Genomic DNA, 24722 nt, shown 5'->3' on the forward strand with positions numbered 1-24722 from the left:
AAGTACCATACTTCACCCGTCGCTTTCAAGCTATAGCCTGCTTTCCATGCATTCATGTGATATTTTTTTTACGCTTGTTCCAGAACCATGCGGTGATTCCTCCCAAAACGATTAAAAGAATAACGATCAGGCCCACCCGATGAGTCACCTTCTCCATCAGCTTAGCCACCTGTTCCCAGTGCATGCCCACCGCATGCCCGATCCCCAAAAATGTACCACACCACAGCAACGCTCCTGCTGACGCATAGCCGATATAGCGAAAAACACCTAGACGGGTTGTACCTGCCAGATAGGATGACACATGTCTCAAGCCGGGGACAAAATATCCGAACAAAATTCCCCAGGTACCATAGCGTCCGAACCAATTTTCGGAAGAAGCAATCCTGGAGGGCGTAAGCCTCACCCATTTACCGTATCGGTGCAATAGTGGTTTGCCCAGCAGACGACCTAATGTGTAGCTAAGCATCATGCCTGTCATACTACCGAAAAATGTGACTGCCAGCGCAGCAATAAAGTTGTAGTGTCCTTGAGACACGAGCCCGCCAAAGGCGATCATTAGCACTTCGTCGGGTATCGGCATACCAGCTACTCCAAGGGCAAGCAAGCCGAACATTGCCAAATATCCGTATTCCAGTATCCATGCAAGGATTTGACCCATAAATTACGCTCCCGTCAAGCTATTCATTAAATGCAGTATAATTATTTTCAGTCTCATCCAGTCATGTCCTATTTCAGTTGAACATAGTTTGTATTATATGCTCGCTGCAGCGTTATTCAAGCAGGCAAGGGGGGACTGGGAATGAAACGTAATATTCATGTTTTTCAGATTGCTTTTACATACATTGGTACAATCGTCGGTGCCGGCTTCGCTACCGGACAAGAAATATTGCAATTCTTTACGCAATATGGACGTTGGGCTACAATCACGATTATGCTGTCCACACTCATATTTGTATGGTTGGGTACGAAAATGATGCTGATCGCTCATGATATTTCAGCCCGCTCCTACGAGGATCTGAACAAGCACCTTTTTGGTGCCAATGCCGGAAAATGGATCAGCATATTCACACTTCTTGTGCTGATTGGCGTGAACAGCGTCATGCTGGCAGGAGCCGGCTCTGTTTTTGTGGAGCACCTTCACCTGCACTACCAGACTGGACTGCTCATTACACTAATCGGAACTTACTTGCTGCTGAATAAAGGTATTAAAGCGATTTTGCATATGAATACCATTGTTGTCCCGCTGATGATCACTATATCTCTTTTGCTCGTTCACAGTACCCTTTCCATGCCCAATCCGCAAAGCTTTATTACGAATACGACAGACCACAGTGTGCTACGCACATGGATATCTCCGCTCCTGTACACGTCCTTCAATCTGGCTATGGCTCAGGCCGTGCTTGTCCCTCTAGGCAGCCAAACTTTCTCCCGTAAAACGATCCGCTGGGGCGGTGTTTTGGGCGGAATTGGTGTTGGCTTTATGCTGATGGCTGCACATTTTGTCATGTCAGCGCAAATGCCAGGCATTCAGCAATTTGAAATCCCTATGGGAAGCATTGCTTACCGTCTAGGCGCCCTTGTTGAAATCATATACATTCTACTCATTTTCATGGAGATCTTCAGTACCTTTGTGGCCGACATTTATGGAGTCAGTCTACAAATTCGTCAGCATGTCCAAATTTCGCCCAAGCTCATTACATTATTCATTATGCTCACCTGTTTTTTAATCAGTCAGTTCGGCTTCAGCTCACTGTTATCTGTGCTTTATCCTATTTTTGGAATGCTCAGTCTGATGTGGGTCAGTAAACTGATCTTAGCAGGACGCGGAAGACCTTTCCGCTCCTCACGTCCTCGCTCCAGCTTTCGGCATTCTGATTCCAAACCAGGTGATACCCGTCATGGTTAGTGCGGAAATTTCAAATACATTTTCTTCAGTTCGTTAACAGCACGACTTAATGAATAGCTTGATTTAGCCTTGTCGCAGGCGGATCTAGCCAGTTCATAACGATAGGCAGGGTCAGCGATGACCTTTTCTAATGCGTCTGCCAGTGCCTTCGGATTATCGGGTGGCACGAGCAGACCATTTACCCCATTTTCAATCTGCTCCGGTATTCCCCCTACTTCTGTACCTACCAATGCCAGACAGCTCAATGCCGCTTCTGCAAATACGGAGCCAAAGGCCTCCGCCCGCGAAGGCAATACAAATACATCAAAGAAAGGCATAAACTCTTCCGGGTGAAGAGTATATCCATAAAAAATCGTCTCATGGTATATATCTAGCTGTCGCGCCATCTCTTCCATCTCAGGCCGAATCGGACCATCACCAATGATATGAAGTACAAATTCCTGATTTCTTTTTTTCAGCTCAGCGCAAGCCTGTAATAGAATATCAAGTCCTTTGGCGGGAACAAGTCGGCAAACGGTCATAAGCTGTGTCACTTCATTTTCGTGAGGAATGGGCTTAAATCGCTTCTCATCATATCCATTTGGAATAACCACAACATCTTGCGGATGCTGTACATAAGGTGTTAAGTAATGCTGAAAAGATTGCGATACTGCTATCAGGCGATCCGCCTTCTGCTCCATTTCTCGGTACAGTGACACTAAGAATTGGTGTTCAGGCCCGTTCTCCTCTATTTTCCCGTTCAGAATTAACTCCTTCTCATAGGAAGAGTGAATCGTCTGTACGAGCGGGGTATCTGGAAATACGTTTTTCATAGCTAGCCCGGCAATCGGATGATGAGCATGAATAAGGTCAAAGGGCTTCTGAATACGAAGCCGAGTCCACCACAAATAATCACGGTACGTCTGAATATATTTTTGAACGATAGGATATTGCTCATATCTCGTCCAGTCGAAGGTATCAAAGATTACTTCGTCCCTACCCTTGTTACGAATCCGTTTAGGGATTGAAAATAACTCCATTTCCCAACGGGGGGACGTAAATCGCTCTTGCAAATATGGAATCATGGATGAAACGCCTCCCGGTTGCTCGGGTGGGAAAAAGAGAGCCTGTAGCAATTTCATGAGTGCTTCCCCTTTCAAGCATTAAACTGCCCGGAACACAGGATATATGTATAGGTTTCCGGATTTTCTGAAAGATGATATATTGAGAATAAATGTTAGGCACAAAAGAAAATTATAACATTTTAACTGGAATAAATCCTGTCTATTGTATCGGAACGATATCGTCCGTTCAATAGATAGATTAATTTTACAAATGGAGTCGGTGATGTTGACGTTGTTGTCCTTATTGGGAACCTTGGGCTCCCCATCTCTGGCCGGGGCCATAAGTGCAGCCTGCGGTTTGTATATTATACTCATGATGGCGCTAATGTGCGTGATCATATATAGCAGACAACGAAAAAAAGCCTATATCCTTTTTTCGGCTGCCGCTATTTTTATTATGACATATGAAGTGATGAATCTCTATTCGGCAGGCGGCGGCCAAATGCAACTGCAGGGAATCGTGTGGAAAAATGCTTTGGAGGCGTTTGCCTTCGTGCTCATCAATGCCGCTGTATTTCAGCTTTACCGAAAGCTAAAGCTTATGGAAAAATGGGTCTTGCTGTTGCTGGCTGCGTTATTAATACTGCCGGTAATGGCTTGGACTTTAGGTTTGCTGCCTACTTGGATTAGCCCAGTGAAGTTGGTTGGATTCACTTTGTTTTATCGAGTGTTAGTGCTTATATTAAGCCTTCTGTTCATCACCCCGCGAATCGGACAGCCAAAGAAATTTATGGCAGGCCTATTCACTTATCTGCTCTGGCTTGGTTTTCTCTGGCTGCGAAATGACATCCCTGAAGAAGCAGACGGATCAAACACAATCCTGTGGATGTCATTTTTACCATTGCTGTACTACACTACGTTATTTGTCATCCTGTTTGAACGGATTGTGGAGCTACTCCAAAGGATTTATCGTTCTTCCATTACCGATGGCCTGACAGGACTGTATAACCGTAAATATTTTTCGGGGCGACTACGACGATATATGGACCAGGGAATCCGCGTGTCTGTCATTTTTTGCGATATTGACAATTTCAAAAAGCTGAATGATACGCAGGGCCATGCTCGTGCGGATGAAGTTCTCAAGCAGGTGGCACAGATTATGGAGGACGAACTGGATGAAATCGGGCTGACCGGACGATACGGTGGCGAGGAACTGGTCGCAATGGTTGTGGATCGTCGGGCCAAGGTGGCTCTGGTCGCAGAACGAATCCGCGAACGTGTTGCTGAGGAAAGCATCGTCACTATTAGTGTCGGACACAGTACTGTGAAGAAGGAAATGAACCCGGATGAACTCGTCAAACAGGCCGATCAAGCCATGTACATATCCAAAACGACAGGCAAAAACAAGGTTACAGCTTATAAGGCAGCGGAAGTGAAACAAAATCGGGCAGCACGCGCACAATAATTCGCAAATTACGATTCGTTATCGAAGACTGCCTATGAATACTGCTCTGTCTAATTGTCTATATCATAAAATGACGCACAGGAATCTCGTACGAGTCTGTGCGTCATTTATATTTAATCTTACCATCAAGCTTCTGGTGTTGCGGAAACTATATCACGGCCGATCAATGCCAGTTCTTCGCTAGTCAGCTCTCGATAGCTGCCCAGTGGAAGCTGATCATCCAGCTTCAATGGCCCCATGGCTGTTCTTTTCAAGTAGGTCACTTTTTTACCAACCGCCTCGAACATGCGCTTCACTTGGTGAAACTTACCTTCATGGATTACAAGCGAAATATAGGAAATGACTTCCCCATCTGCCTGATGCGGCTGTTCATGCCGAAGAATCGTCAACTGCGCGGGAAGGGTGACATACCCATCGTCCAGTTCCACTCCTGCTGTAAATTGAAGAATATCCTCCTCCGTGACAAGTCCCAACACCGTAGCTTCATACGTTTTGGGGACATGACGCCTCGGAGATAGTAGTTCGTGCGCCAGCTTGCCATCGTTGGTCAATAACAATAGGCCTTCTGTATCTTTATCTAGCCGCCCTACTGGAAAAGGCTCGAAATGTCGTTCCTCCGCACTCAGCAAATCCAGCACCGTTCGTTCCCTCGTATCTTCGGTTGCAGATATAACACCTGGGGGCTTGTGCAGCATGATGTAAATATACTCTCTAAAAACAACAAGTTCGCCGTTCACTTCAATTTGATCTTGATATGGATGAACCTGTAAGCCGCTATCCTTGATGATCCGTCCGTTTACTGTGATCATACCTTGCTTTACCTGTCTCTTGATATCACTACGGGAACCATAGCCCATATGGGTTAAAATTTTGTCCAAACGCTGAGTTTGTCTTCCTTTTCCACTCATACCGATGTCCACCTCCAGCCTGTAGGATATTCATTTTTAAGCATGCCGTCCTGCCATTTGCCCCACCCGGCCGAATAACCATCAATACACACGAGAGTATAGCCCTTGGGTTGGACTTCATTCCGAAGCTCCATTCTCTCAACAGGGATGGACAAGGTTTCACCTTTTAAATACCGGATGGCTTCAGCATCCGAGCTGGAAAGGTTGATGCTTCTAACCGCCTCAAAAGAGCGCAAAGCCACCGCCAGTGGGTGTGAAGGTACGAAACGACCATTTCTATCGGTTCCCATAAACCAACCCGGACGTACCACCTTAAGACCGTCCAAACGATGTGATGCCAGCGGCGACTGATAAATGCGATCTCCGTAGACCACCGTGTAGCCTGCAAATGAAACCTCCAACTGCTCCTGAACAAATTGATGATAAGATTCCAACACATCATGCGGGGAGCGTACAGCAGATTTTGCATTTTCTTTGCCCATACGTGACTTGTTACCATCAAAGCCGCGCGTGGTCTTTCCTTTGCCTGACTTTCCGCCCATTCCTTTTCCGGTTCGTTTAGGCTCATCAGTCGTGCGCCTTCCTTGGACACTTGGGAGCAGCGCTTCCTTGACGGGCAAATGTTGCTTCTTGTGCGAATATGCTGCTTCTATTTTTAATATTCTTTCATTCTTGTTCGTATATGGAGCCAGTTCCCCTGACTCAGTGTGATCTGCTGTCGAAGTGACACGACCACCACCCTGATGCTGCAATATGGCGATAAAATGCCCTTCACCCTCTACAAGATGCGGCCATAGGCGTGCTGTACCTCGCAGTTCCGGATGTGCCGATGCAATCTCTTCATTCATCCATTCCGGGTGGCCTGGTGCAAAACCTGCTTCCGAAGGAACAGGGACTACGTTAAAATCGGGATGAGCCTCCAGAAATTCCGCAATCATTCCTTCATTTTCTTCCGGGGCAAAGGTACAGGTCGAATAGACAATTCTTCCCCCATCGCTCAGCATCGAGGCCGCTACACGCAAAATGTCCCGTTGCATGACCACACATTTTTCTACCGAGTGTGTCTCCCATTGTTTGGCCATATCTTCATCCTTACGGAACATACCTTCTCCCGAACAAGGTGCGTCAATTAAAATTTTGTTGAAGAAATGAGGAAAAGCATCTGCGATACGATCCGGGCTTTCATTCAATACCACGGCATTGCGCACACCGTACAGTTCCACATTTTTAGCTAGCGCCTTGGTTCGATCGGCGCTAATATCATTGGTCACCAGTACGCCACTTCCTTGCAGTTTGGCTGCGATTTGGGTTGATTTCCCCCCCGGTGCAGCGCACAAGTCCAAAACAGCTTCACCCTGAGCTATATTGAGCAGTTCAACCGGAGACATCGCACTTGGTTCCTGTACATAGTACAACCCAGCATGATAGTAAGGGTGAAGTCCAGGCTTAGTGCCGTGCGGAATGTAAAAACCTGTGGGGCACCACGGAATCGGCCGCAGTTCGAACGGAGAACGTTCCTTAAAGTCCTCTACTGGAATTTTTAATGTATTGACGCGAATCCCGGCATGGGGCGTGTGGTCATAGGCAGCCATAAAAGCCTCAAATTCATCACCGAGCAGTTGTTCCATGCGCTTTACAAATGCTGTGGGGAGCTGTACACCCATAATCGTAATCATCCTGTCCTGTTAAAATAAGTTTTATTGTACCATAATCAACCTGTTATCCGGCAATATCTGTGTGATTTACAAACTTTCACTACAAGCTGTAATGTTGTATAATAATGAGATTCATAGTTACATATTTTAGATTTTGATAGGAGAGATTCCATTGAACGCACAAAAATCCAACAAAAAAAAGCTTATCCCTGTCATTGGCTTTTTTGTTGTGCTTGTCATTTTGCTTGGAGTGCTGCTCGCTTTAAACTCGGGCACTAAAAACAAGCTGTACGGCGTTTCCACAGCCTCGTTAAATCCTGCTACCCAGGAACTGCTAAATGATCCGAACTATCAGCAAATTATTAAGCCAGAAGATTTACAAAGTAAAATTGACAAAAAGGAAAGCTTTTTCGTCTATCATTTCGCTTCCGACTGTGTTCACTGCCGTGCCACTACTCCCAAGCTCATGCCTTTGAGCAAGCAGGAGAATATCACGATGCACGAATTTAACCTGCGTGAGTATGAGGCTGGCTGGGACAAGTACAAGATTGAGTATACTCCCACGCTTGTTTATTACGAAAAAGGCGTGGAAAAGGAACGTATGGTAGGTGGGTTGAAGGAAAATCCTTCAGACAACGGATACACACTCGACGATTTCAAAGCCTTTTTTGAGAAATATAAAAAGAACGTGACCTCTTAGACAAATCTCCTCACGTCTGACAATGATAAAGCAGCCCGATCCCTATAAAACGGATCGGGCTGCTCGTTTATTATACGCTACAACATCAAGGCGCATCCTTCGTTTCCATCTGGGCTGAGCGTAAGCTGCCAGCGGCCTGTCTTCGCCTAATCGAAGCTTCCAGCGCCTGCTGACGCTGCTCATGCTTTTCGCCACGCCGAGGACCTCTCTGCTGAGGGACGTTGACCGGAACGGACAACGTTGCCTTCTCCACGGCCCGACGCAGCCCAGGTTCGATGATTTCAATCGTCAAGTCCCGATAAATCGGCGGTTGACGATGAAGCTCTTCCGAACCTTCCATAACAGCTTCAGCAAGCTGCCGGGCGCAAGCGCGCGCCTCGTCTACCAGCTTCGCCATATTAATGCCCAGCGCCTGCGAAGAAGTATGTTCCAACCTGTGTACCGCACTGTCCAGCATCATGTATCCACCACGATAGTTACCATTGCGAAAATGATACAGTCCTACAGCAACTTGCAGCAAACCTTTATATACAGGGTCTCGGTCCAGCTTAAGCCACAGCTCTTCCAGTACCTCATGACATTCAAAGTAATCCCGATCCCGATTGAAGTATACCAAATAAGTCACGTACAACGGTTCATAGGAAGGGGTCACCATTTAAAACTCATCCCTGTCTTCTTCCTTAGTTGAAGCTTCCAGCATCTCCTTGACCTCATCATGCAGCTGCTTGATTCCTTCCATATCGTGCCGCTCCCACAGTTCATTAAATCTGCGCTGCGCCTCAATCGTTTCACTAATTTTATGGTAGAAATACAGACGATGCATGCCTGTTAGCACTTTGGATACGATATTGGCTTCATCCTCAAACTTCTTCTGTGCTTCCAATATTTCAAGGCGGATGGAAGACATTTCATTATCCAGCACAAAGGCTGCCTCAGCCGCTTTTTTCAACCGGGCTCGCATATCATCCGGTAAGCTCTCACGATACTTATAGCTAAGAGAATGCTCTATGGTTGCCCAAAAATTCATAGCCAACGTACGGATTTGAATTTCGGCTAGTACGATCTTTAACCCCACTGCTGTCTGAACCGGGTACTCCACAATCATATGAAAGCTGCGATAGCCGCTATCTTTATAATTGGTGATATAGTCCTTTTCATACAATACCGTCAAATCCTTACGTCTTCGAATATATTCGGCTACCCGCCGGATATCCTCTACGAATTGACACATAATGCGAATGCCGGCGATATCCTCGATCCCCGTCTCCAGCTGATCAGGTGGAACCTGTAATCTCTTCGCCTTATCGAGGATGCTGGATATTTTTTTAACCCGTCCAGTTACGAATTCGATAGGAGCGTATTCCTCGCGCTTTTTCAGCTCCGCACGCATTGTTTTGAACTTGACCTTAAGCTCTTCCACCGCCTGATCGTATGGCAGCAAAAATGTTCCCCAGTCTCTTCCGTCCATCCCCGTACCTCCTGTCTCTTCCGACAACACTTTTTTATCTGTGAGCTGCACCAACAGCCTCGGTAATATGTCTAAAGCCGTCCTTTCGAAGCAACTCACGCAGACCGGCATGTATAGCCCGGTTTACTTCCGGCCCCTCATAGATCAATGCTGTATAAATTTCAATCAGGCTAGCGCCTGCTTTAATTTTGTCATAGGCATCACGACTGGTAAAAATACCGCCTGATCCAATAATAGGCAGCTTCCCTTCCGTCTGGCGGTACACCCGTCCAATGACCTCTGTGGAACGGTCACGTAGCGGCTTACCACTCAATCCTCCGGTTTCACTTGCATTCCGATGCGTCAGACCAGTTCTGGATATCGTCGTGTTCGTTGCAATAATGCCGTCCACTCCGCTAGCTGCAATCGCATCTGTCATATATTCCAATTCCTCGTCCGATACATCCGGCGCAATTTTGACCAGTACAGACTTGGCTTTACCATACTTTGTCGCCTGAACTCCCATCTCTGCCCGAACCGCTTCCAGTAATGACTTCAGTTCACTGCCATGCTGGAGTTTTCGTAAATCCGGAGTATTGGGTGAACTAATGTTCACTACAAAGAAGTCCGCATACGGATACAGTGCGGAAATACACTTCTCATAGTCCTTATGAGCATCCTCATTTGGCGTGACTTTATTTTTGCCGATATTAACAGCAACCGGTACAGGTCGATGTTTAAGGGTAGCCAAACGTTGGGCCATGCTCTCAGCACCCAGATTGTTAAAGCCCATCCGATTGACTAATGCCTCATCGGGAGGCAGTCGAAACAAACGGGGCTGATCATTGCCGGGCTGTCCGACAGGTGTCACCGTGCCTACTTCCATAAAACCAAAACCGATGGAAGAAAAACCGGCAACCGCTTCAGCATTTTTATCCAGTCCCGCAGCCAGTCCAATCGGGTTGGGAAAATGAATGCCAAACAGGTCAACGGCAAGATCTTCCGTTTCCTTGACTCCATACATCCCTCGCAACGTCGCCGCACCACCAGGAAGTGAGCCAGCATGTTTTAAGCCGTCAATGACTACATGATGGGCCCTCTCTGGACTCATTTTGAAAAAAACAGGTTTCGCGATCCTTCGATACAACACGATTCATCCACTCCGTTCTATGCCCTTGCACAATCCTAAAAAAACATCTCTACAAAATAGTTTAGCTTTTTCCATACCAAAAAGAAAGTAATTTGCGAGGTCCAACATCAGAACAATTCAGTTGTCATGGAGATGTCATTGAAAATGTATAATCAAACCATTTACAATGGACATAGTAAGACAGGATCTTAGCCCGCAAGAAAAGAGGGATGCTGATATGAAGACCAAGCGTAAACCGCCCAGTCTGCAAAAGAAAAAGGATGAGGTGAACAAGAAAGCGATCGTATGGACCGCCATCAGCTTTGTTCTACTCATCATTGTGATTGTTCTGGTCATTGTTTTAGCACAAGCAGGAAATCGTTAATCAACAAGTAGCAGCGGCACCACAACGTTAATTTAGCCAGTGATAGGTTTTGCGGGGATTCGTCTGGTCGTGCTGCGGCTCACTCGTAAATCGGGAACCAGGTACAAGCACTTGATCAGGCAGTCCCCCGTTACCAATGACCACCTCCGTACCTGAAGGTACGAATGCAAACAATTCCTCCACGTCTTCCTTCCCCATGCGGACACAACCCAGTGACTCATTTTTGCCGATACTGTCTGGCTCGTTCGTACCATGGATAGCATAATTCGTTGCAGACAGTTGCATACCACGGCTACCAAACTCACCGTTGGATTTGCCGTTCGGATTTACGACTTTATCGGTAATCACAAATTTCCCTTCCGGTGTTCTTTCTCCGCCCAAACCGATGGGATAATTGCGAATAAGTATATTGCCGCTCACCAATGCTAGCCTGTGCTTGGATTTGTCTATCACAATTCGTAGCGGTTGCCCCAGAAAAGGACGCCCGTGCAATGACGATGCCAGCAATAGACTTTTCTCAGCCGCTGCGCCAGTGTTCTGATCTTTCCCTGTTCCCTGTCCTGGAGAAGCAAGTAAATTGCGCATAGGTGTAAAAGCCTTCTTCATCCCGTCAGTCGTACCGTACATCGTGTTATCGGGAAAATCTCGGGTCAGTTCCTCAAGACTCTGGGGAAGACGTTGATGCTGCGAGCGAAATGCACGCATGGCACTATTCAGCACAGCCAGTTCTTCCTGTCCGGCAGCCCATTTTAGACCTGATTTGCGGAGAGTTTCACTATCTGACGGCTTGCAAGCACATGCAGCGGCGTCGTAAGACTGAACAGCTAATCCGCCGTTTCCCTTGTTCTGTACACTAAGTAACGGCTTCATGCCTTCTCTCCAGATCAGCCACGCCCCGCTCTGCTCCATGCCCAGCACCGTGGTCTTGGACGGCATTTGACTCGTCTTTGCCAACATATCCGTAAGCGCTGTTCCAGCCCCACTTCCTTGCCTGGCTTGAGCCGTAAACACACTACCAACATAAGTCTCACCGTTCTGCGCCCTCTCCTTTGGATCAACAGTAGCCACTTTTGCAACTTCGGCATGATCAATCGCTGCGTCCTCAGTTCCGGATGGAACGGATGCGCTCTCAGGTAAAGTGCTCGGTGAATTGGCTGAAGGGACCCAGATGAGCAGAAGTACCATTAACGCAGTTAGAAGGTGGCGTGTTCGAGCGGTTCTCCGCTCCTTCTCCTTGGACATCTGAACCAGTTTATCCTGATATTCCATCCATACGTCTGCCGGAATCTGTTTATGCTCAAAGGCTTCGAACACTTCCCCTGCACGATTGAAGCAATAATTTGCTTTGCCCTCCTGGCCGCTGCTTTCATACTCTTTACCGAGTAAATACCAGGCCATTTTATTATCAGGGTGTTTTTTTACATACGATTTAAGATGAGGCGAATGGTCCATCGGATCCTCCTGATCGTGTAATCTTGCTTACTATTATGTATATCGGTCACAATAGGTCTGATGGACAGCACATAAAAAAAACAGCACCGCCAGCATACTTTCACCGTTATACGGCGAAGGGTACTGGCGGTGCTATGCCTGTCCAAAAAACTTACACTTAACCTTCTTTATTAAAAGGTTCGTCTGCAACTTTGATGGAATCTGTAGGGCAACCGTCACAAGCATCCTGCATATCATCAAACAGGTCTTCCGAGATCGCCTTGATGCCTTGGTTTGCATCCCCTTCAAAGATCACTTCAGCCAAACCTTCATCATCATAATCATAGATGTCTGGTGCTGTAGCGCCGCAGGCTCCGCAAGCAATGCATGTATCTTTTTCTACCCAAGTGTATTTAGCCATAACTTTTCTCTTCCTCCTATACAATCGAACAAACCAGCTTTTGCATTCTATTCACATATTAATACAAACCCAATATTATTACAAATTATTTTCCTTTATCCTTCATGCAAAAAACGCTTATAGCGTGTGTTACTGATACAACAATAACCCTCCCCGAAGTTCACTCTGGAGTGGGTAGATTGTCTTTTTGCAGCGAAGTTCCGCGCAACTTGGAATTACGAAGAAGTACCGAAGGATCATCTCCCAGCATCCCCGCAGTCAAAATCGCATTTTCACCAAACTTATCGCGCAGCGCATCCATCGTTTTCAGTAAACTTTCTTTTTTAGGCTGGTCCTGGTATTCAAATAGATCTAATTGAACAGCCGCTTCCTCCTTAGGAATGAGCTGTTGCAGCGTAATCCCCAACAAACGCACCGGCTTATCCTCTCCCCAATGGCGACGATACAATGCACAAGCTTCTTTATATATGTCTTCTGCACTTTCCGTAGGCGTACTCCTGACTTGAGAACGCGTAAAGGTCTTCATATCTGGGGTCCGAATCGTCAGTTGAATACCTCCTGCCAGCATACCGTGCCGTCGAAGCCGCCGGGCTACCTGATCACTAATGTTAAGCAGTACCCTTTGGGCTTCTTCGAGCTTTACTACATCCATAGGCAAGGTGGTGGTGTGCCCGATGGATTTGTTTGGCTCCCGCTCAGTGCTGACTGGAGAATGATTAATTCCGTTTGCCGCCAATTTTAACCAAGAACCCGTTACACCAAATATGCTAACCAGCATGTGTTCATCTGCCTTAGCCAGTTGCCCAATGGTACGAATGTTCATTTGTAGAAGCTTGTCTGCCGTTTTTCGGCCCACACCAAACAACTGCCCACATGGAAGGTTCCACAAAATGTTGGGTACATCACGCAAACGTAGAACAGATATCCCGCGTGGCTTTTTCAGATCAGAGGCCATTTTGGCCAGTAGTTTGTTGGGCGCTACCCCAATTGAACAAGGCAAGCCTAGCTCTTCTTCTACTCTACGCTGGATTTCCTCGGCAATATCCAAAGGTGTTCCAAACTGCTTGGAACCGGAAATATCTAGATAACATTCATCAATTGAAGTTGCTTCCAGCATAGGCGTATACGAGTAAGCAATACTCATAAATGCTTTGGAATAACGACGGTATAAATGAAAATCAGGCTGTATTACGATGAGCTGCGGACAAATCCGGCGAGCCTGCTGAACAACCATCCCTGTTGAAATGCCCAATCGTCGTGCTTCATAAGAGCAGGTTACAATTACACCCTTGCGCAGCTCACTGCTGCCTGCCACTGCGGTAGGCAATCCTTTATATTTTTCCGGCTCCTCCGCTGCATGAACGGAACAATAAAATGCGTTCATATCCACATGCAGAATAACTCGTCCACCAACCGGATAATAAGCACTGACATCTTTCATGCTCAACCCTTCTTTTTAACTGTAATTCACTCGTTAGATCAGGAATATGTCCTTTGATTTTATACTTGGGTTACCCTTGAATGCTATTCCTATTTTACATAAAAAATATAGGTTTTGTGTTCAAAAAAGATAATTATATATTACATTTGAAGTCATTAGTTGTTATAATCGACTATCATACGAACACGACAAACTAACGCTTTCCTGTTTTTAAGCGTTAAACACCTAAATTAATGTGCTTAAAAAAGCAGAGCATCACCAATCTGAGCAATCCGCGAAGGAGGAGTCCCTCATGTCCACCGCTATTTCTATCTTTGACACAACGCTGCGAGACGGCACTCAAGGAGAAGGAATTAGCTTGTCTGCTGATGACAAATTGAAAATCGCCAAAAAACTCGATGATCTCGGTGTTCACTATATTGAAGGCGGGATTCCCGGGAGCAACAGCAAGGATATCGAATTTTTCAAACGGGTACAAGAGCTGGGGCTTCAGGCAAAAATTGTCGCCTTCGGCAGCACGCGCCGCAAAGATAGCATCGCAGCGCAAGATGTCAATCTGCAACGGATTCTGGAATCCGGAGCTCAGGCCGCTACTCTAGTCGGTAAATCATGGGATTTTCATGTACACACTGCTTTACAGACAACATTGGAGGAAAATCTGTCTATGATTTACGACTCCATCGCCTTTTTAAAGCAAGGGGGCATGGAGGTTATTTTCGATGCCGAGCATTTTTTTGACGGATATAAAAATAACCCCGAGTATGCACTCGCCGTTATGAAAAAAGCTGAGGAAGCAGGCGCGGATTGGCTCGTGATGTGTGATACCAACGGCGGTACCCTGCCACATGAAATACAGGAAATTGTTACTACACTGCAAAGCCAGGTAACGAAGTCACAGTTGGGCATTCATACACACAATGACTGCGAATTGGCAGTAGCCAACTCACTAAGTGCTGTTCAAGCAGGTGCAAGGCAGGTCCAAGGCACCATCAACGGCTACGGTGAACGATGTGGTAACGCCAACCTCTGCTCCGTCATTCCGAACTTGCAGCTCAAACTGGGCTACGACTGTCTAGATCCCGAGAAGCTAAAACAACTCCACAATACGGCTCGCTTTGTGAGCGAAGTCGCCAACGTTAATCTGCCTGTAAACCAGCCTTATGTTGGCAATGCTGCTTTTGCCCATAAGGGAGGCATTCACGTGTCAGCTATTCTGCGCGACTCACGAACTTATGAGCACATCGCTCCTGAACTGGTGGGGAACAAGCAGCGGGTCTTGGTCTCCGAACTGGCCGGACAAAGCAACGTTGTGTCCAAGGCGCAAGAACTGGGCATCACCCTTGATCCGTCCAGTGATGAGGCACATGGCGTCATTAGTCGTATCAAGGAGCTTGAGCATCAGGGATATCAGTTTGAAGGCGCGGATGCTTCGCTGGAATTGCTTATTCGTGAAGCTGGCGGTGAAGTAAAGGAAATGTTCTCATTTGAATCCTTTAAAGTGCTAGTGGAAAAAACAGCGGGCCGATCGGTCGTCTCCGAGGCATTCTTAAAGTTGAATGTTGCAGGGACAAGTGTCTATACCGCAGCTGAAGGGAATGGTCCTGTCAATGCACTTGATAACGCACTCCGCAAGGCTCTTTCTCAATATTTCCCAGCCTTGCGGGACATGCATTTGGCTGACTATAAGGTGCGTGTGCTTGACGAAAAAGACGCCACTGCCGCCAAGGTACGCGTGCTCATTGAGTCCAAAAATTACGAGGACGTCTGGAGTAACGTAGGTGTATCTGAAAATGTTATTGAAGCGAGCTGGGAAGCTCTCTTGGACAGCTTCCGTTACGCATTGCTGGAAGCGCCAACTCCAAAAAATGAACAAACAGAGCTTACTCATCACGGTTTAGTTAACCACTAATCAAATACAAGCATGAGCTAATAAAGTGACTTTGGCGATCTAATCGGCCCCTAAAGTCACTTTATTTTTTGAAGAGCTTCTATTTTACCCTCCAATTCCCGTTCACTGAGCATGCCGATTATGATTTCTCGTACCTGTCCATGATGGTCAATCATTACATGAGTTGGAAAAGCCGCTCCTCCAAATTGTTCAAAAAATGCTCCTTGTTCATCCAGTAAAATGGGGAATCGGAGGGCCAAAGAACGGGAAAACTTCTGCACATCCTCTAATCGATCATAGCGGGTTACATTGATGCCATACACATCTACAGCATGTTTGTATTTACTATACAATTCATTCAGCATAGGCGCTTCTAATCGGCACGGATCGCACCACGAAGCCCAAAAGCTAATGATCATCGCTTTATTTCGCGGAGCCCCTACATCGTAGGACTTGCCGTTTAATCCCTTTAAAATCATAGAAGGAAGCTGTTGCCCAGGTTTGATTCTTTTCATTACCTCTGCCGCATCAGATTCAGTCCCTACATTCTTCTCAATTTCAAGCTCTTTTTCACCTTTGTACTTTTCTTCCAATGGTGCATTTCTCACGGGCAGGCTTGCTGCATTGACTGTGTTTGCAATAATTCCCCATGAAGCCCCAAGCATAACCAATACCATTATTGCTCTGATGAAAAGAAATCTTTTCAAAGTCTTATCACCTACCTTTCATCTAAATAACCTTTATCCTTCCCCATAGGATGCCCATACTACTCCCACCTCTAACCTTCTACAATCTGAACAGGACACAAAAAAACAGCAAACCCACGAAAATCGCGAACTTGCTGTTATTATGTGAGGTCAGATGTTATGCCTTGTACTGATCAGGCATGGCTTAAATGCGCGTAGATATCTGCCAAATTGGTCACATTACGCTTCAGCATTTCCTGAACATACGCCACCCATAGCTTAGCGGTCATCTTCGCATCCTCTAACGCATGATGCCGCCCTTCAATCGGAATGGATTGATAGGCCAACAATTCATCCAAACTATAGGTTTGGTGTTGCTGTGGCTCCAGCCATTTGGCGAGCATCATTGTGTCTAGTACACGGTGAGTTAACTGAACTTTAGATGTTTTCCATAGCGCAGCATTTAAAAAGGCCTTATCATGAGCGCTAGCATGCGCTACAAGCACCCGCCCACCTACAAAGGACATAAAGTCATGTAGTCCATTCATAAGCGGCGGAGCTTCATCCGTCATTTCCCGGGTAATCCCAGTTAGCTCAGTAATGTGTTCAGGAATCTCAGTCCGCGGATTGACAAGCGTATAAAACTGCTCTTTTTCCATAATCACATCCCCGACTACCCGAATCGCTCCGAACGATAAAATCTCATCTCCATGCTGTGCCGAAAATCCCGTTGTCTCCAGATCAAAAACTACCGTCTCCAAACGCTCCAGCGGGGTACGCAATACTTCAGAACGCCGTTGTTCCCGTGTTAAGGACCGAATAAACGCCATCTGCTGAGCCGTAGGAGCCCCCATTACAGATGCGATTGCCGACGGCACTCCTCCTCTGCGGAGAGCACTCCAGAAGCCACCTCCCTGCGCCGGTTCCTTCATGACCTTCTCCCTTCCATAAATCGTAGCTGCCTTTGCAACGCACGATGCAGCCGTCGTACTGTCGAAAGAGCCTCGCGCAACTCATGCCAGCCTTTCCCTTGCTTCAGCGGCTTGACAGCCAAATAGCCATTACTGAGAAGCAACCCACCCTTCTCCTTTACCGGAGTAGCCATTCGAAGCTGAAGCGCGACCCGAAAGGCTCGCTCGCAAGCATCAAGTAAAGGCAACGGTGCCGCTTCAAGTGATGCGAGACGCCTGAGCCTTTTCAGGGTAGAAGTTTCCTCTACACCATGTTGCAATGCCAAAAAACGGACGGCGTTCACCAACGGAATGTATAACCCATATTTCACATCAAAATCGCCTGCATGCTCACCGAATCGCTCGGTAACGATCTGACCTAAAATATTAAGTGTCGCTTTATGCCTTACCGTGTTCCTAAGTACGGCTGAAGGTAAATCGGGATGTTTTCGGAACAACTTATAAAAACTCCGCTTCCATTCTGCAGACAACTGCTGATCGCCTGCGATATGTCTCATATCAGACGAGATAATAAGATAACGAATCGGCTCCCAAGCAAAATCCTCCGACCATTTGGATAGCTGTTCTTGCCATCCAGACAATGTATGGCGCCACAATGGCTCCGAGCACATCACTTTCCCCTCGCATTTGGGATATCCCAAATACTCTAGCATCGCAGACACTCTGCGACCAAACTCGCTGAAATACAATTCTTTGTCAGCAGACACAAGGTCACTGATAATCATACCGTTATCCTGGTCACTCCACAGCGTCGATTCCGAGCGCCCCATGCTTCCGAAGGCTATAAATGCGTAAGGGACGGGAGGAGGCCCAAAGCCATCCTCAACCATCCCTTTTTCGCACATTTGTACAGCTCTGGCCGCGATGCGGTCATGCATTTCATTCGCCGTTCGTAACCAGTCTGATAACGGAGCGGAGGCTTGGGAAGCCAGCAGCCATTTCTGAGAACCGATCCTGGCCTGCCTTAACGACTCAGGTGTGTCAGCATGATCAATCGCTTCGGCGGAACTCACCCAAGGGGCCATATTTTGCAGTTCCATACTTCCATCTCCTCCGCTCACCCATACTGGCTCTTTATATTTTACATATTAGCTGACAATTCCAGAACGCTTTTCAGCTTCGGTAACTAACTTCATTTGCTCTGGATAGCCGTACGTACCGTGTTCACTGATATCAAGTCCCATCGTTTCTTCCTCTTCCGTAACACGAATCCCCATAATAGCTTTCATCGCACCCAAAATAATGAAGGAAATGACGAATACGAATGCCAAAGTGCCAATCAGTCCAAGCAACTGTACTCCTAATTGCGTAAAACCACCACCATAGAACAGGCCCGCTTGACCTACACCTGTTATTTTTACAAGCTCAGGAGTAGCGAACAACCCTGTGGATACCGCGCCCCACATCCCTGCAACACCGTGTACGGAGAAAGCATATACCGGGTCATCTACTCTCGCACGCTCAAACCATTGCGCTGTGAAGAATGTGACGATCCCTGCAACTGCGCCAATGACCAATGCCGCCCAAGGTGCCACAAAGGCACAAGAACCCGTAATGGCAACCAAGGCTGCCAGCACACCATTTAGCATAGCCGGAATATCTGCTTTTCCGTATACCATCCAAGATACGAGCAATGCGAAAACTCCGCCTGCCGCCGCAGCAATATTTGTAGTCAGGGCTACATATCCAAAGAATCCGTCATTCATCGCAGAAACAGCACTACCTGGGTTAAATCCAAACCAGCCAAACCAGAGAATAATAACACCCAGGATCGAGTACACCTGATTATGACCAGGGATAATGTTCGGCTTGCCATCTTTATTAAACTTGCCCAGACGCGGTTTGAGCAGCAGCGTAGCGACGAGTGCCGCCGTAGCACCTGTCAAATGGACTACTGTTGAACCAGCGTAATCCTGCATTCCCAACTTGCCAAGCCAGCCACCGCCCCATACCCAGTGAGCTACAACTGGATAGATCACGATGGAGAACAAAATACCGAAAATAATGTATACACTTAATTTTGCACGCTCTGCCATCCCCCCGCATGCGATCGAAAGAGATACCGCAGCAAAAGCAAAGTGAAACAAAAACATAATCGTAATTGGAACATCCAAACCTGAAAGAGTATCAAACGATGCAGCAGCATCTGTCCCGCTCATGAAGAAACCCGTCAGCCCCATAAATCCGTTACCACCATCATTGCCGAAGCCGAAGCCAAATCCGAGAGCCCAGAAGGACAAAGCCGCAACACCCGTCGTGAGAATCGTTTTACCAGCGACATGACCCGCGTTCTTCATTCGTGTCGAGCCTGCCTCCAGCAATGCAAATCCCGCTTGCATGAAAAACACAAGTATAAATGCCAAGAACGTAAAGGCCGTGTTTAGTCCAGCTTGAAGTTGGATATTTGTGGGCCCGTCAGCAGCGAACGCACCTACAGGAAAAGCCAGAACCGTCAGCATGGCCAATAATACAACTAACCACTTTTTTCTCATGAAGACCACTCCCTCGAATGTTAGGTTTCTTTACATTTCGTGAAATTCTTATTGTCATTATAAGCAGAATACATGAAAGTTGACAAGATTTTTTTTATTATGTTAAAAAAATAAGCCTTTAAATCTTTCATGTCATATTTTCTGACTATATAAATAGCTCGTTTGTGTTCATCAAAAGCATAACGTTTGACTGTATGGTTGAGGATCATGTAAAATATCTTTTATAAACTCTCGGTTTAAGATGTTATTATTGAAGATTGAACGAAGAGCGCGAGGTGAAGACAGATGGGGATATGAAGCTATATCGAATTGGTGAACTAGCCAAAGCGGCTGGTGTCAGCGAACGAACGATTGATTATTACACTAAACTCGGTTTGATCACGCCTGAAGAACGATCATTGAAAAATTATCGGCTTTATAATGATGAAACCTTAAACAGGCTTGAACGTATTAACCAAATGAAACAAGAGAAGTATAGCCTCGAGGAAATCAGACAGACACTGATTAAATGGAACTCCGTTGCAGGAGAAGAGCACGTCACTGACAAATTAACGAGTCTAGAAATGCACATGCAGCGTCTAGAGCGTGAAGTCAATGAACTACAACCTCTTCTCGGACAGCTCAAGCCCGTCCAAGCTCGCAAGCTGCTTACCGGTCTTTTGCCACAAAGCGCTGCTTGTATTGAGGCTTTGAAGTATCTGTTGGAGCATAGTTCTATGATGTAGATACCCGAGCTAGTAGTATGAACAATAATGGAGGGTTGCTTTATGATGGGTATGTATATATTGATTATTCTTGCGTTCGGATTATCCTTATGGGCGCAATTTCGTGTAAAAGGTACGTTTAACAAATGGTCTGATGTTCCAAATGAAAATGGACTGACTGGTTATGATGCAGCTCGGCACATGCTGGATCGTAATGGCTTGCACGATGTGCCTATTGAGCCAGTACCTGGCGCGCTATCTGACCATTATGATCCGATACAACGAGTGGTGCGCTTGTCTGAGCCCGTTTATTACGAAAAATCCATTTCTGCGGTTGCTGTTGCTTGCCATGAAGTCGGTCATGCCATCCAACATAAAGAGCATTATCCTATGCTGGCACTTCGCCACCGGATTTTTCCGATTGTAAACTTTGCTTCCGGGATTGCACCATTTCTGCTGATTGCCGGTTTCTTATTTAGCTTTACGAACCTGATCGGTCTGGGTATTATCTTCTTCTCGGCTACTGTTGCTTTTCAATTAATTACATTGCCTGTTGAGTTTAATGCTTCTAATCGCGCACGGGAAATCATGGTTTCTGAAGGATTTATCCGTAGTGATGAAGAACGTGGTATAGCTAAAGTTTTAAATGCTGCTGCATTGACCTATGTGGCTGCAGCTCTCGTTTCCTTGCTGGAACTGATCCGCCTAATCGGCATCTTTAATAGCCGGGATTAATCACTTGTATTGCAAAAAAGGTTGTTCCTCCACCAATGACGGTAGAGGAACAACCTTTTTTTCTTGATCTTAAGCCAATAAACTATACTTAGTAGCCTCAATCTGCTTTTGCCGTTTTGTTCGAAGTAGCAGCATTACCATGAAGGCCAAAATATTGCAATAGAAAAGTTCGGAACGATTTAGCAACTAACGGAAGCTTGTCATCTCTGCGATGAATCAAGCCAATCGTTCTTGTCACCTCTGGATCAACAATCGACACCCTTGCAGGTTGCAACGGGTTAGTCTGAAACAGCGCCATTTCAGGCAGAAGACTAACCCCCATACCTGCAGCTACTAATCCGCGAATCGTATCAGTCTCTTCGCCTTCAAAAGCAATATCCGGTGTAAATCCAGCCTCCAGACAGGCCTGCCAGACAATCGGGCGTAACGAATATCCATCTCTGAACAAGATGAATTTTTCTCCCTTAAGCTGGCTCAATGTGATGTGTTCGGCTGAAGCCAAAGGATGATTAGGCGGGAGAACTGCAAATAACTCCTCGGTTAACACCACATCTCCCTCGACATGGTCATGTCGATCTGGAAAAGGAGATACAAAAGCCAAATCCACCTCACCCGCTAACACATCACGAATTAAACTCGGGTACATTCCTTGTTTAAATCTGAATTTAACATTGGGATACCGCTTACGGAATTCAGCCACCACTGTAGGAATAAGATGAATCCCCAAACTGTGCGGAAAACCGATACGGATTTCGCCCCCCTCAGGGTCTAAAAACTCATGCACTTCCAAAACAGCCCGCTCCAGGTCTTTCATGATCGTTTCCACCCGTTTGCAAAATAGCTGTCCCACTGGCGTAAGCTGCAGATTGCGACCCTTTTGCATAAAAAGATTAACTCCCAGCTCTTCTTCAAGCTGATGAATTTGCCGACTTACCGCAGATTGCGCCACATGTAGCTCCTCGGCTGCCTGAGTGACATGTTCTTTTTGCGCTACTTTCATGAAGTATTGCAACTGTCGTAATTCCACTCCGATATTCGCTCCAATCTGTTTTTCAACATCCGAAAGAAGATGTCCATCGAACATCATCCTCTTTCTTACCCTGATAACTTACGATAAAGCTGTCTTTAGTGACGTTTGCGCTGGCCAGTTAATCTAATCAATAATCCATAAAAGAAAAACCCACTGAGCAATCCCCCAAAGTGAGCGGTCCAGTTAATGTTCGCTACAGCAAAAGAAAACAGAATACCAAACCCAAGCAGCGTGTACAGCGTTTTGCGCGAAGCATCATCCATCAAGGAACGTTGGAATAAGGCAACGTACAGAAACGCCCCATAGATGCCATAAATCGCTCCTGAGGCTCCTACAGAGACTGTCGTTTCCGCCAGCATGTTGTAATGTGCAATGGACAGTATATTCCCTACAATGCCCGTGACTAGATACAATAACACATATCGTAAGGACCCGAGCAAACGCTCCAGCGGAGGAGCGAATACAAGTATTGCAAAGGAATTAAACAGAAGATGATCAAAGCCTGCATGTAAAAACATAGCTGACACATACCGCCACAGCTGGTCAGTGAATGGCGCCTCATTAATCAAAGCCCCATACCGGATCAGCGTCAAACTATTTTCCGATCCACCTTGCACGGTCAGTACAATAAACATCACAATATTGATAAGCAAAATCAGACAGGTTACCGGGTAAAACCGCAAATAACTTTTCCAGTTCTCATAACGTAAAAAAATCAAGGCAATCCTTCCTTCATGGGGTGTCTCCACCTTATTCAAATTGGACAATGTCTTTTATAAAAGATTATAATAGATTTCGGCAACGATAACCAATGCCAAAAACCAAAGGAGGCTATTACATATGGCACAAGAACGTACAGGAGTTGCTACTTTTAAAGGCAATCCTTTGACTCTCATAGGTCCTGAACTGAAAATTGGAGATCAGGCGCCTGATTTCAAATTACAGAAAGACTTATTGGAAGCAGCTACGCTTCAAGACTTTGCAGGCAAAGTCAAACTGATTAGCGTTGTCCCTTCTCTAGATACAGGCGTGTGTGACGCACAGACGCGACGTTTCAACCAGGAAGCAGACTCCCTGGGGGACCAAGTTGTGGTACTGACGGTCAGCGTGGATTTGCCTTTCGCTCAAGCTCGTTGGTGCGGTGCGGCTGGTATTGATCGCGTATTGACACTGTCCGACTACAAAGATCATTCCTTTGGTGAAGCTTATGGTGTATTCATTAAGGAATTCCATTTGGATCATAGAGCTATTTTTGTCATTGACCAAAATGACAAAATCGCTTACGTAGAATACTTGAGCGAAATGGCCGAGCATCCTGACTATGATCAAGCGATTGCAGCCGTAAAAAAACTGGTCTAAATCAGGACCGAATATTAAAAAAGCGAGTGAAGGATTGCCTTCCTCGCTTTTTTTGATGTTTGTCTACCACATCACTGCTCCCACAACCTGCTACTACTGTACGACCTTATAAGCAGACAGCTTCTTGTCGATCATAGTGAACAGTTGCAAAATAATGCGGTAATTGGCACCCAAGTCCCCTAACGATCCACGTGAAGCAGAATAAATATCCACCGCACTTCGAACTGGCGAGACAGATAAAATCGAAACGGTAATGTCGACGGTTCTGCCGAACGCCGTTCGCTTCTCCAACGTAATCTCACCTACAGATGCTACCTCATGGAGCACCTTGTAGCCAGGAATCTTTTTTAGGATAGATGATACTTCTTCCCAAGCCTTGTCTCTCGATAAGTTATAATAGCGTGTCTTCATTTGGGGGTCCTTGACCCGGTCGCTTGTACCTTCTTGGCTGCGCACAATCCCTACCAGAGTCCTCTTCAACGACAAGACATTTCCTCCTTCACGATAATCGCTACCTATCATACGACACATCGGCTTCCTCTGCTGCAAGCGCTTTATAAAACACGATAAACAACCGAAATTGAGTCCGATCATGCCTGTGGTATGCGACCTTAGTACCTCATGTCTTAGTTTAACATTGTTGCATACAAAAAACACCCTGTTTCTGCATAAGCAGTACCAGAGTGTGTTCATTACATTATGGAGTACCCGCCGATGCCGTCCGACCATAGCGTCTTCTGAACCTGCTTTAGCAGGTGGGTGACCGCAGAATAAACTTTTGAAGTCCCCTTGTCAGCAATTGACAGGGCTTTTCAGCTATTCATTCGTATAGATCTCCCTAGACATTGTCATTGGTTCAAAACAACAAATGACCGTAACGTGCATCGCAGGATGTGACCTTATTATAGCGCTTCTCACTCAGAAAG

Annotated in this window: 25 protein-coding genes and 1 other RNA gene; 8 read left to right on the forward strand and 18 right to left on the reverse strand. The window is 46.2% G+C overall.

The window, feature by feature from the left end:
• Positions 1-52: 52 nt before the first annotated feature.
• Positions 53-658, reverse strand: a complete 606-nt coding sequence (locus G9G57_RS17055; RefSeq protein ID WP_016819753.1) for a DedA family protein — start codon at positions 656-658, stop codon at positions 53-55.
• Between the two features lie 141 nt (positions 659-799).
• On the opposite strand from G9G57_RS17055, the gene G9G57_RS17060 reads away from it, so the two are divergent.
• Entirely contained in the window at positions 800-1906 is a 1107-nt protein-coding gene (locus G9G57_RS17060) for a YkvI family membrane protein (RefSeq protein WP_019686920.1), read from the forward strand.
• Here G9G57_RS17060 and G9G57_RS17065 read toward each other — a convergent pair.
• Positions 1903-3027 (reverse strand): glycosyltransferase family 4 protein, encoded by a 1125-nt coding sequence (locus G9G57_RS17065; RefSeq protein ID WP_019686919.1) that lies wholly within the window; start codon positions 3025-3027, stop codon positions 1903-1905. The genes G9G57_RS17060 and G9G57_RS17065 overlap by 4 nt on opposite strands.
• Positions 3028-3232: 205 nt before the next feature.
• On the opposite strand from G9G57_RS17065, the gene G9G57_RS17070 reads away from it, so the two are divergent.
• Complete coding sequence (locus G9G57_RS17070; RefSeq protein WP_090887354.1) at positions 3233-4414, forward strand: GGDEF domain-containing protein; 1182 nt, start codon at positions 3233-3235, stop codon at positions 4412-4414.
• 125 nt (positions 4415-4539) lie between these two features.
• Here G9G57_RS17070 and G9G57_RS17075 read toward each other — a convergent pair whose 3' ends face one another.
• Positions 4540-5322 carry a pseudouridine synthase gene (locus G9G57_RS17075; RefSeq protein WP_031463251.1) on the reverse strand — a complete coding sequence of 261 codons (783 nt, stop codon included), beginning with the start codon at positions 5320-5322 and terminating at the stop codon, positions 4540-4542.
• Positions 5319-6986 carry an RsmB/NOP family class I SAM-dependent RNA methyltransferase gene (locus tag G9G57_RS17080; protein ID WP_164965288.1) on the reverse strand — a complete coding sequence of 556 codons (1668 nt, stop codon included), beginning with the start codon at positions 6984-6986 and terminating at the stop codon, positions 5319-5321. Before G9G57_RS17080 ends, G9G57_RS17075 begins: the two co-directional genes overlap by 4 nt.
• A 163-nt stretch (positions 6987-7149) precedes the next feature.
• Here G9G57_RS17080 and G9G57_RS17085 point away from each other — a divergent pair, with 163 nt between their 5' ends.
• Positions 7150-7677, forward strand: a complete 528-nt coding sequence (locus tag G9G57_RS17085) for a thioredoxin family protein (protein WP_164965289.1) — start codon at positions 7150-7152, stop codon at positions 7675-7677.
• Between the two features lie 85 nt (positions 7678-7762).
• On the opposite strand, the gene G9G57_RS17090 is transcribed toward G9G57_RS17085, so the two are convergent.
• Genes G9G57_RS17090 through G9G57_RS17100 form a run of 3 tightly spaced genes read right to left on the reverse strand, consistent with a single transcriptional unit; the run spans position 7763 to position 10274 of the window.
• Positions 7763-8332 carry a DUF309 domain-containing protein gene (locus tag G9G57_RS17090; protein ID WP_164965290.1) on the reverse strand — a complete coding sequence of 190 codons (570 nt, stop codon included), beginning with the start codon at positions 8330-8332 and terminating at the stop codon, positions 7763-7765.
• Entirely contained in the window at positions 8333-9145 is an 813-nt protein-coding gene (locus G9G57_RS17095; protein WP_016819745.1) for a GTP pyrophosphokinase, read from the reverse strand. It lies immediately after the preceding gene.
• A gap of 34 nt (positions 9146-9179) precedes the next feature.
• Positions 9180-10274 (reverse strand): quinone-dependent dihydroorotate dehydrogenase, encoded by a 1095-nt coding sequence (locus tag G9G57_RS17100; protein WP_025364570.1) that lies wholly within the window; start codon positions 10272-10274, stop codon positions 9180-9182.
• Between the two features lie 217 nt (positions 10275-10491).
• Here G9G57_RS17100 and G9G57_RS17105 point away from each other — a divergent pair, with 217 nt between their 5' ends.
• Positions 10492-10638 carry a hypothetical protein gene (locus G9G57_RS17105; RefSeq protein ID WP_016819743.1) on the forward strand — a complete coding sequence of 49 codons (147 nt, stop codon included), beginning with the start codon at positions 10492-10494 and terminating at the stop codon, positions 10636-10638.
• Between the two features lie 27 nt (positions 10639-10665).
• Here the strand turns inward: G9G57_RS17105 and G9G57_RS17110 are convergent, their stop codons facing one another.
• The 3 genes from G9G57_RS17110 to G9G57_RS17120 form a co-directional block, all read right to left on the reverse strand.
• Positions 10666-12090 (reverse strand): L,D-transpeptidase, encoded by a 1425-nt coding sequence (locus tag G9G57_RS17110; RefSeq protein WP_164965291.1) that lies wholly within the window; start codon positions 12088-12090, stop codon positions 10666-10668.
• Between the two features lie 157 nt (positions 12091-12247).
• The gene (locus G9G57_RS17115) at positions 12248-12490 is read right to left on the reverse strand and encodes a ferredoxin (RefSeq protein ID WP_013309730.1); all 243 of its coding nucleotides are present in this window, start codon (positions 12488-12490) and stop codon (positions 12248-12250) included.
• Between the two features lie 160 nt (positions 12491-12650).
• Positions 12651-13931, reverse strand: coding sequence for a DNA polymerase IV (locus tag G9G57_RS17120; protein WP_016819741.1), 1281 nt, complete (start codon positions 13929-13931; stop codon positions 12651-12653).
• 292 nt (positions 13932-14223) lie between these two features.
• Here G9G57_RS17120 and cimA point away from each other — a divergent pair, with 292 nt between their 5' ends.
• Positions 14224-15840 carry a citramalate synthase gene (gene cimA, locus G9G57_RS17125; protein ID WP_164965292.1) on the forward strand — a complete coding sequence of 539 codons (1617 nt, stop codon included), beginning with the start codon at positions 14224-14226 and terminating at the stop codon, positions 15838-15840.
• 56 nt (positions 15841-15896) lie between these two features.
• Here the strand turns inward: cimA and G9G57_RS17130 are convergent, their stop codons facing one another.
• From G9G57_RS17130 to G9G57_RS17145, 4 genes are all read right to left on the reverse strand, one after another.
• Positions 15897-16526 (reverse strand): TlpA family protein disulfide reductase, encoded by a 630-nt coding sequence (locus G9G57_RS17130; RefSeq protein WP_164965293.1) that lies wholly within the window; start codon positions 16524-16526, stop codon positions 15897-15899.
• A 173-nt stretch (positions 16527-16699) separates the two neighbouring features.
• Positions 16700-17437: an exonuclease domain-containing protein gene (locus G9G57_RS17135; protein WP_164965294.1), complete on the reverse strand. Its 738-nt coding sequence runs from the start codon at positions 17435-17437 to the stop codon at positions 16700-16702.
• Positions 17434-18516 carry a DUF294 nucleotidyltransferase-like domain-containing protein gene (locus tag G9G57_RS17140; RefSeq protein WP_164965295.1) on the reverse strand — a complete coding sequence of 361 codons (1083 nt, stop codon included), beginning with the start codon at positions 18514-18516 and terminating at the stop codon, positions 17434-17436. The genes G9G57_RS17135 and G9G57_RS17140 overlap by 4 nt, the downstream gene beginning before the upstream one ends.
• Before the next feature lie 48 nt (positions 18517-18564).
• Positions 18565-19968 (reverse strand): ammonium transporter, encoded by a 1404-nt coding sequence (locus G9G57_RS17145; RefSeq protein WP_016819736.1) that lies wholly within the window; start codon positions 19966-19968, stop codon positions 18565-18567.
• Positions 19969-20261: 293 nt separating this feature from the next.
• Between G9G57_RS17145 and G9G57_RS17150 the strand changes: the two genes are divergently transcribed.
• A complete protein-coding gene (locus tag G9G57_RS17150; protein WP_023988024.1) occupies positions 20262-20693 on the forward strand; it encodes a MerR family transcriptional regulator in 432 nt (143 codons plus the stop codon).
• A gap of 42 nt (positions 20694-20735) precedes the next feature.
• Complete coding sequence (locus G9G57_RS17155) at positions 20736-21407, forward strand: zinc metallopeptidase (protein WP_016819733.1); 672 nt, start codon at positions 20736-20738, stop codon at positions 21405-21407.
• Between the two features lie 97 nt (positions 21408-21504).
• Here G9G57_RS17155 and G9G57_RS17160 read toward each other — a convergent pair whose 3' ends face one another.
• Together G9G57_RS17160 and G9G57_RS17165 are read right to left on the reverse strand one after the other, a co-directional pair.
• Positions 21505-22434 carry a LysR family transcriptional regulator gene (locus tag G9G57_RS17160; RefSeq protein WP_025364562.1) on the reverse strand — a complete coding sequence of 310 codons (930 nt, stop codon included), beginning with the start codon at positions 22432-22434 and terminating at the stop codon, positions 21505-21507.
• Positions 22435-22532: 98 nt separating this feature from the next.
• The gene (locus tag G9G57_RS17165; RefSeq protein ID WP_016819731.1) at positions 22533-23156 is read right to left on the reverse strand and encodes a rhomboid family intramembrane serine protease; all 624 of its coding nucleotides are present in this window, start codon (positions 23154-23156) and stop codon (positions 22533-22535) included.
• A 121-nt stretch (positions 23157-23277) separates the two neighbouring features.
• Between G9G57_RS17165 and tpx the strand changes: the two genes are divergently transcribed.
• The gene (gene tpx / locus G9G57_RS17170; protein ID WP_013370495.1) at positions 23278-23796 is read left to right on the forward strand and encodes a thiol peroxidase; all 519 of its coding nucleotides are present in this window, start codon (positions 23278-23280) and stop codon (positions 23794-23796) included.
• A 93-nt stretch (positions 23797-23889) separates the two neighbouring features.
• Here the strand turns inward: tpx and G9G57_RS17175 are convergent, their stop codons facing one another.
• Complete coding sequence (locus G9G57_RS17175; protein ID WP_039277012.1) at positions 23890-24282, reverse strand: DUF1499 domain-containing protein; 393 nt, start codon at positions 24280-24282, stop codon at positions 23890-23892.
• A 215-nt stretch (positions 24283-24497) separates the two neighbouring features.
• Positions 24498-24692: non-coding RNA, 6S RNA (ssrS, locus tag G9G57_RS17180), on the reverse strand.
• Positions 24693-24722 lie beyond the last annotated feature (30 nt).

Source organism: Paenibacillus sp. EKM211P (assembly GCF_011066175.1).
GTDB classification, from domain to species: Bacteria; Bacillota; Bacilli; order Paenibacillales; family Paenibacillaceae; genus Paenibacillus; species Paenibacillus polymyxa.

Coding starts and splice junctions, on each gene's coding strand:
- G9G57_RS17055 (WP_016819753.1), bottom strand. CDS start 658: ATGGGTCAAATCCTTGCATGGATACTGGAATACGGATATTTGGCAATG.
- G9G57_RS17060 (WP_019686920.1), top strand. CDS start 800: ATGAAACGTAATATTCATGTTTTTCAGATTGCTTTTACATACATTGGT.
- G9G57_RS17065 (WP_019686919.1), bottom strand. CDS start 3,027: ATGAAATTGCTACAGGCTCTCTTTTTCCCACCCGAGCAACCGGGAGGC.
- G9G57_RS17070 (WP_090887354.1), top strand. CDS start 3,233: ATGTTGACGTTGTTGTCCTTATTGGGAACCTTGGGCTCCCCATCTCTG.
- G9G57_RS17075 (WP_031463251.1), bottom strand. CDS start 5,322: ATGAGTGGAAAAGGAAGACAAACTCAGCGTTTGGACAAAATTTTAACC.
- G9G57_RS17080 (WP_164965288.1), bottom strand. CDS start 6,986: ATGGGTGTACAGCTCCCCACAGCATTTGTAAAGCGCATGGAACAACTG.
- G9G57_RS17090 (WP_164965290.1), bottom strand. CDS start 8,332: ATGGTGACCCCTTCCTATGAACCGTTGTACGTGACTTATTTGGTATAC.
- G9G57_RS17095 (WP_016819745.1), bottom strand. CDS start 9,145: ATGGACGGAAGAGACTGGGGAACATTTTTGCTGCCATACGATCAGGCG.
- G9G57_RS17105 (WP_016819743.1), top strand. CDS start 10,492: ATGAAGACCAAGCGTAAACCGCCCAGTCTGCAAAAGAAAAAGGATGAG.
- G9G57_RS17110 (WP_164965291.1), bottom strand. CDS start 12,090: ATGGACCATTCGCCTCATCTTAAATCGTATGTAAAAAAACACCCTGAT.
- G9G57_RS17115 (WP_013309730.1), bottom strand. CDS start 12,490: ATGGCTAAATACACTTGGGTAGAAAAAGATACATGCATTGCTTGCGGA.
- G9G57_RS17120 (WP_016819741.1), bottom strand. CDS start 13,931: ATGAAAGATGTCAGTGCTTATTATCCGGTTGGTGGACGAGTTATTCTG.
- cimA (WP_164965292.1), top strand. CDS start 14,224: ATGTCCACCGCTATTTCTATCTTTGACACAACGCTGCGAGACGGCACT.
- G9G57_RS17135 (WP_164965294.1), bottom strand. CDS start 17,437: ATGAAGGAACCGGCGCAGGGAGGTGGCTTCTGGAGTGCTCTCCGCAGA.
- G9G57_RS17140 (WP_164965295.1), bottom strand. CDS start 18,516: ATGGAACTGCAAAATATGGCCCCTTGGGTGAGTTCCGCCGAAGCGATT.
- G9G57_RS17145 (WP_016819736.1), bottom strand. CDS start 19,968: ATGAGAAAAAAGTGGTTAGTTGTATTATTGGCCATGCTGACGGTTCTG.
- G9G57_RS17150 (WP_023988024.1), top strand. CDS start 20,262: ATGAAGCTATATCGAATTGGTGAACTAGCCAAAGCGGCTGGTGTCAGC.
- G9G57_RS17155 (WP_016819733.1), top strand. CDS start 20,736: ATGATGGGTATGTATATATTGATTATTCTTGCGTTCGGATTATCCTTA.
- tpx (WP_013370495.1), top strand. CDS start 23,278: ATGGCACAAGAACGTACAGGAGTTGCTACTTTTAAAGGCAATCCTTTG.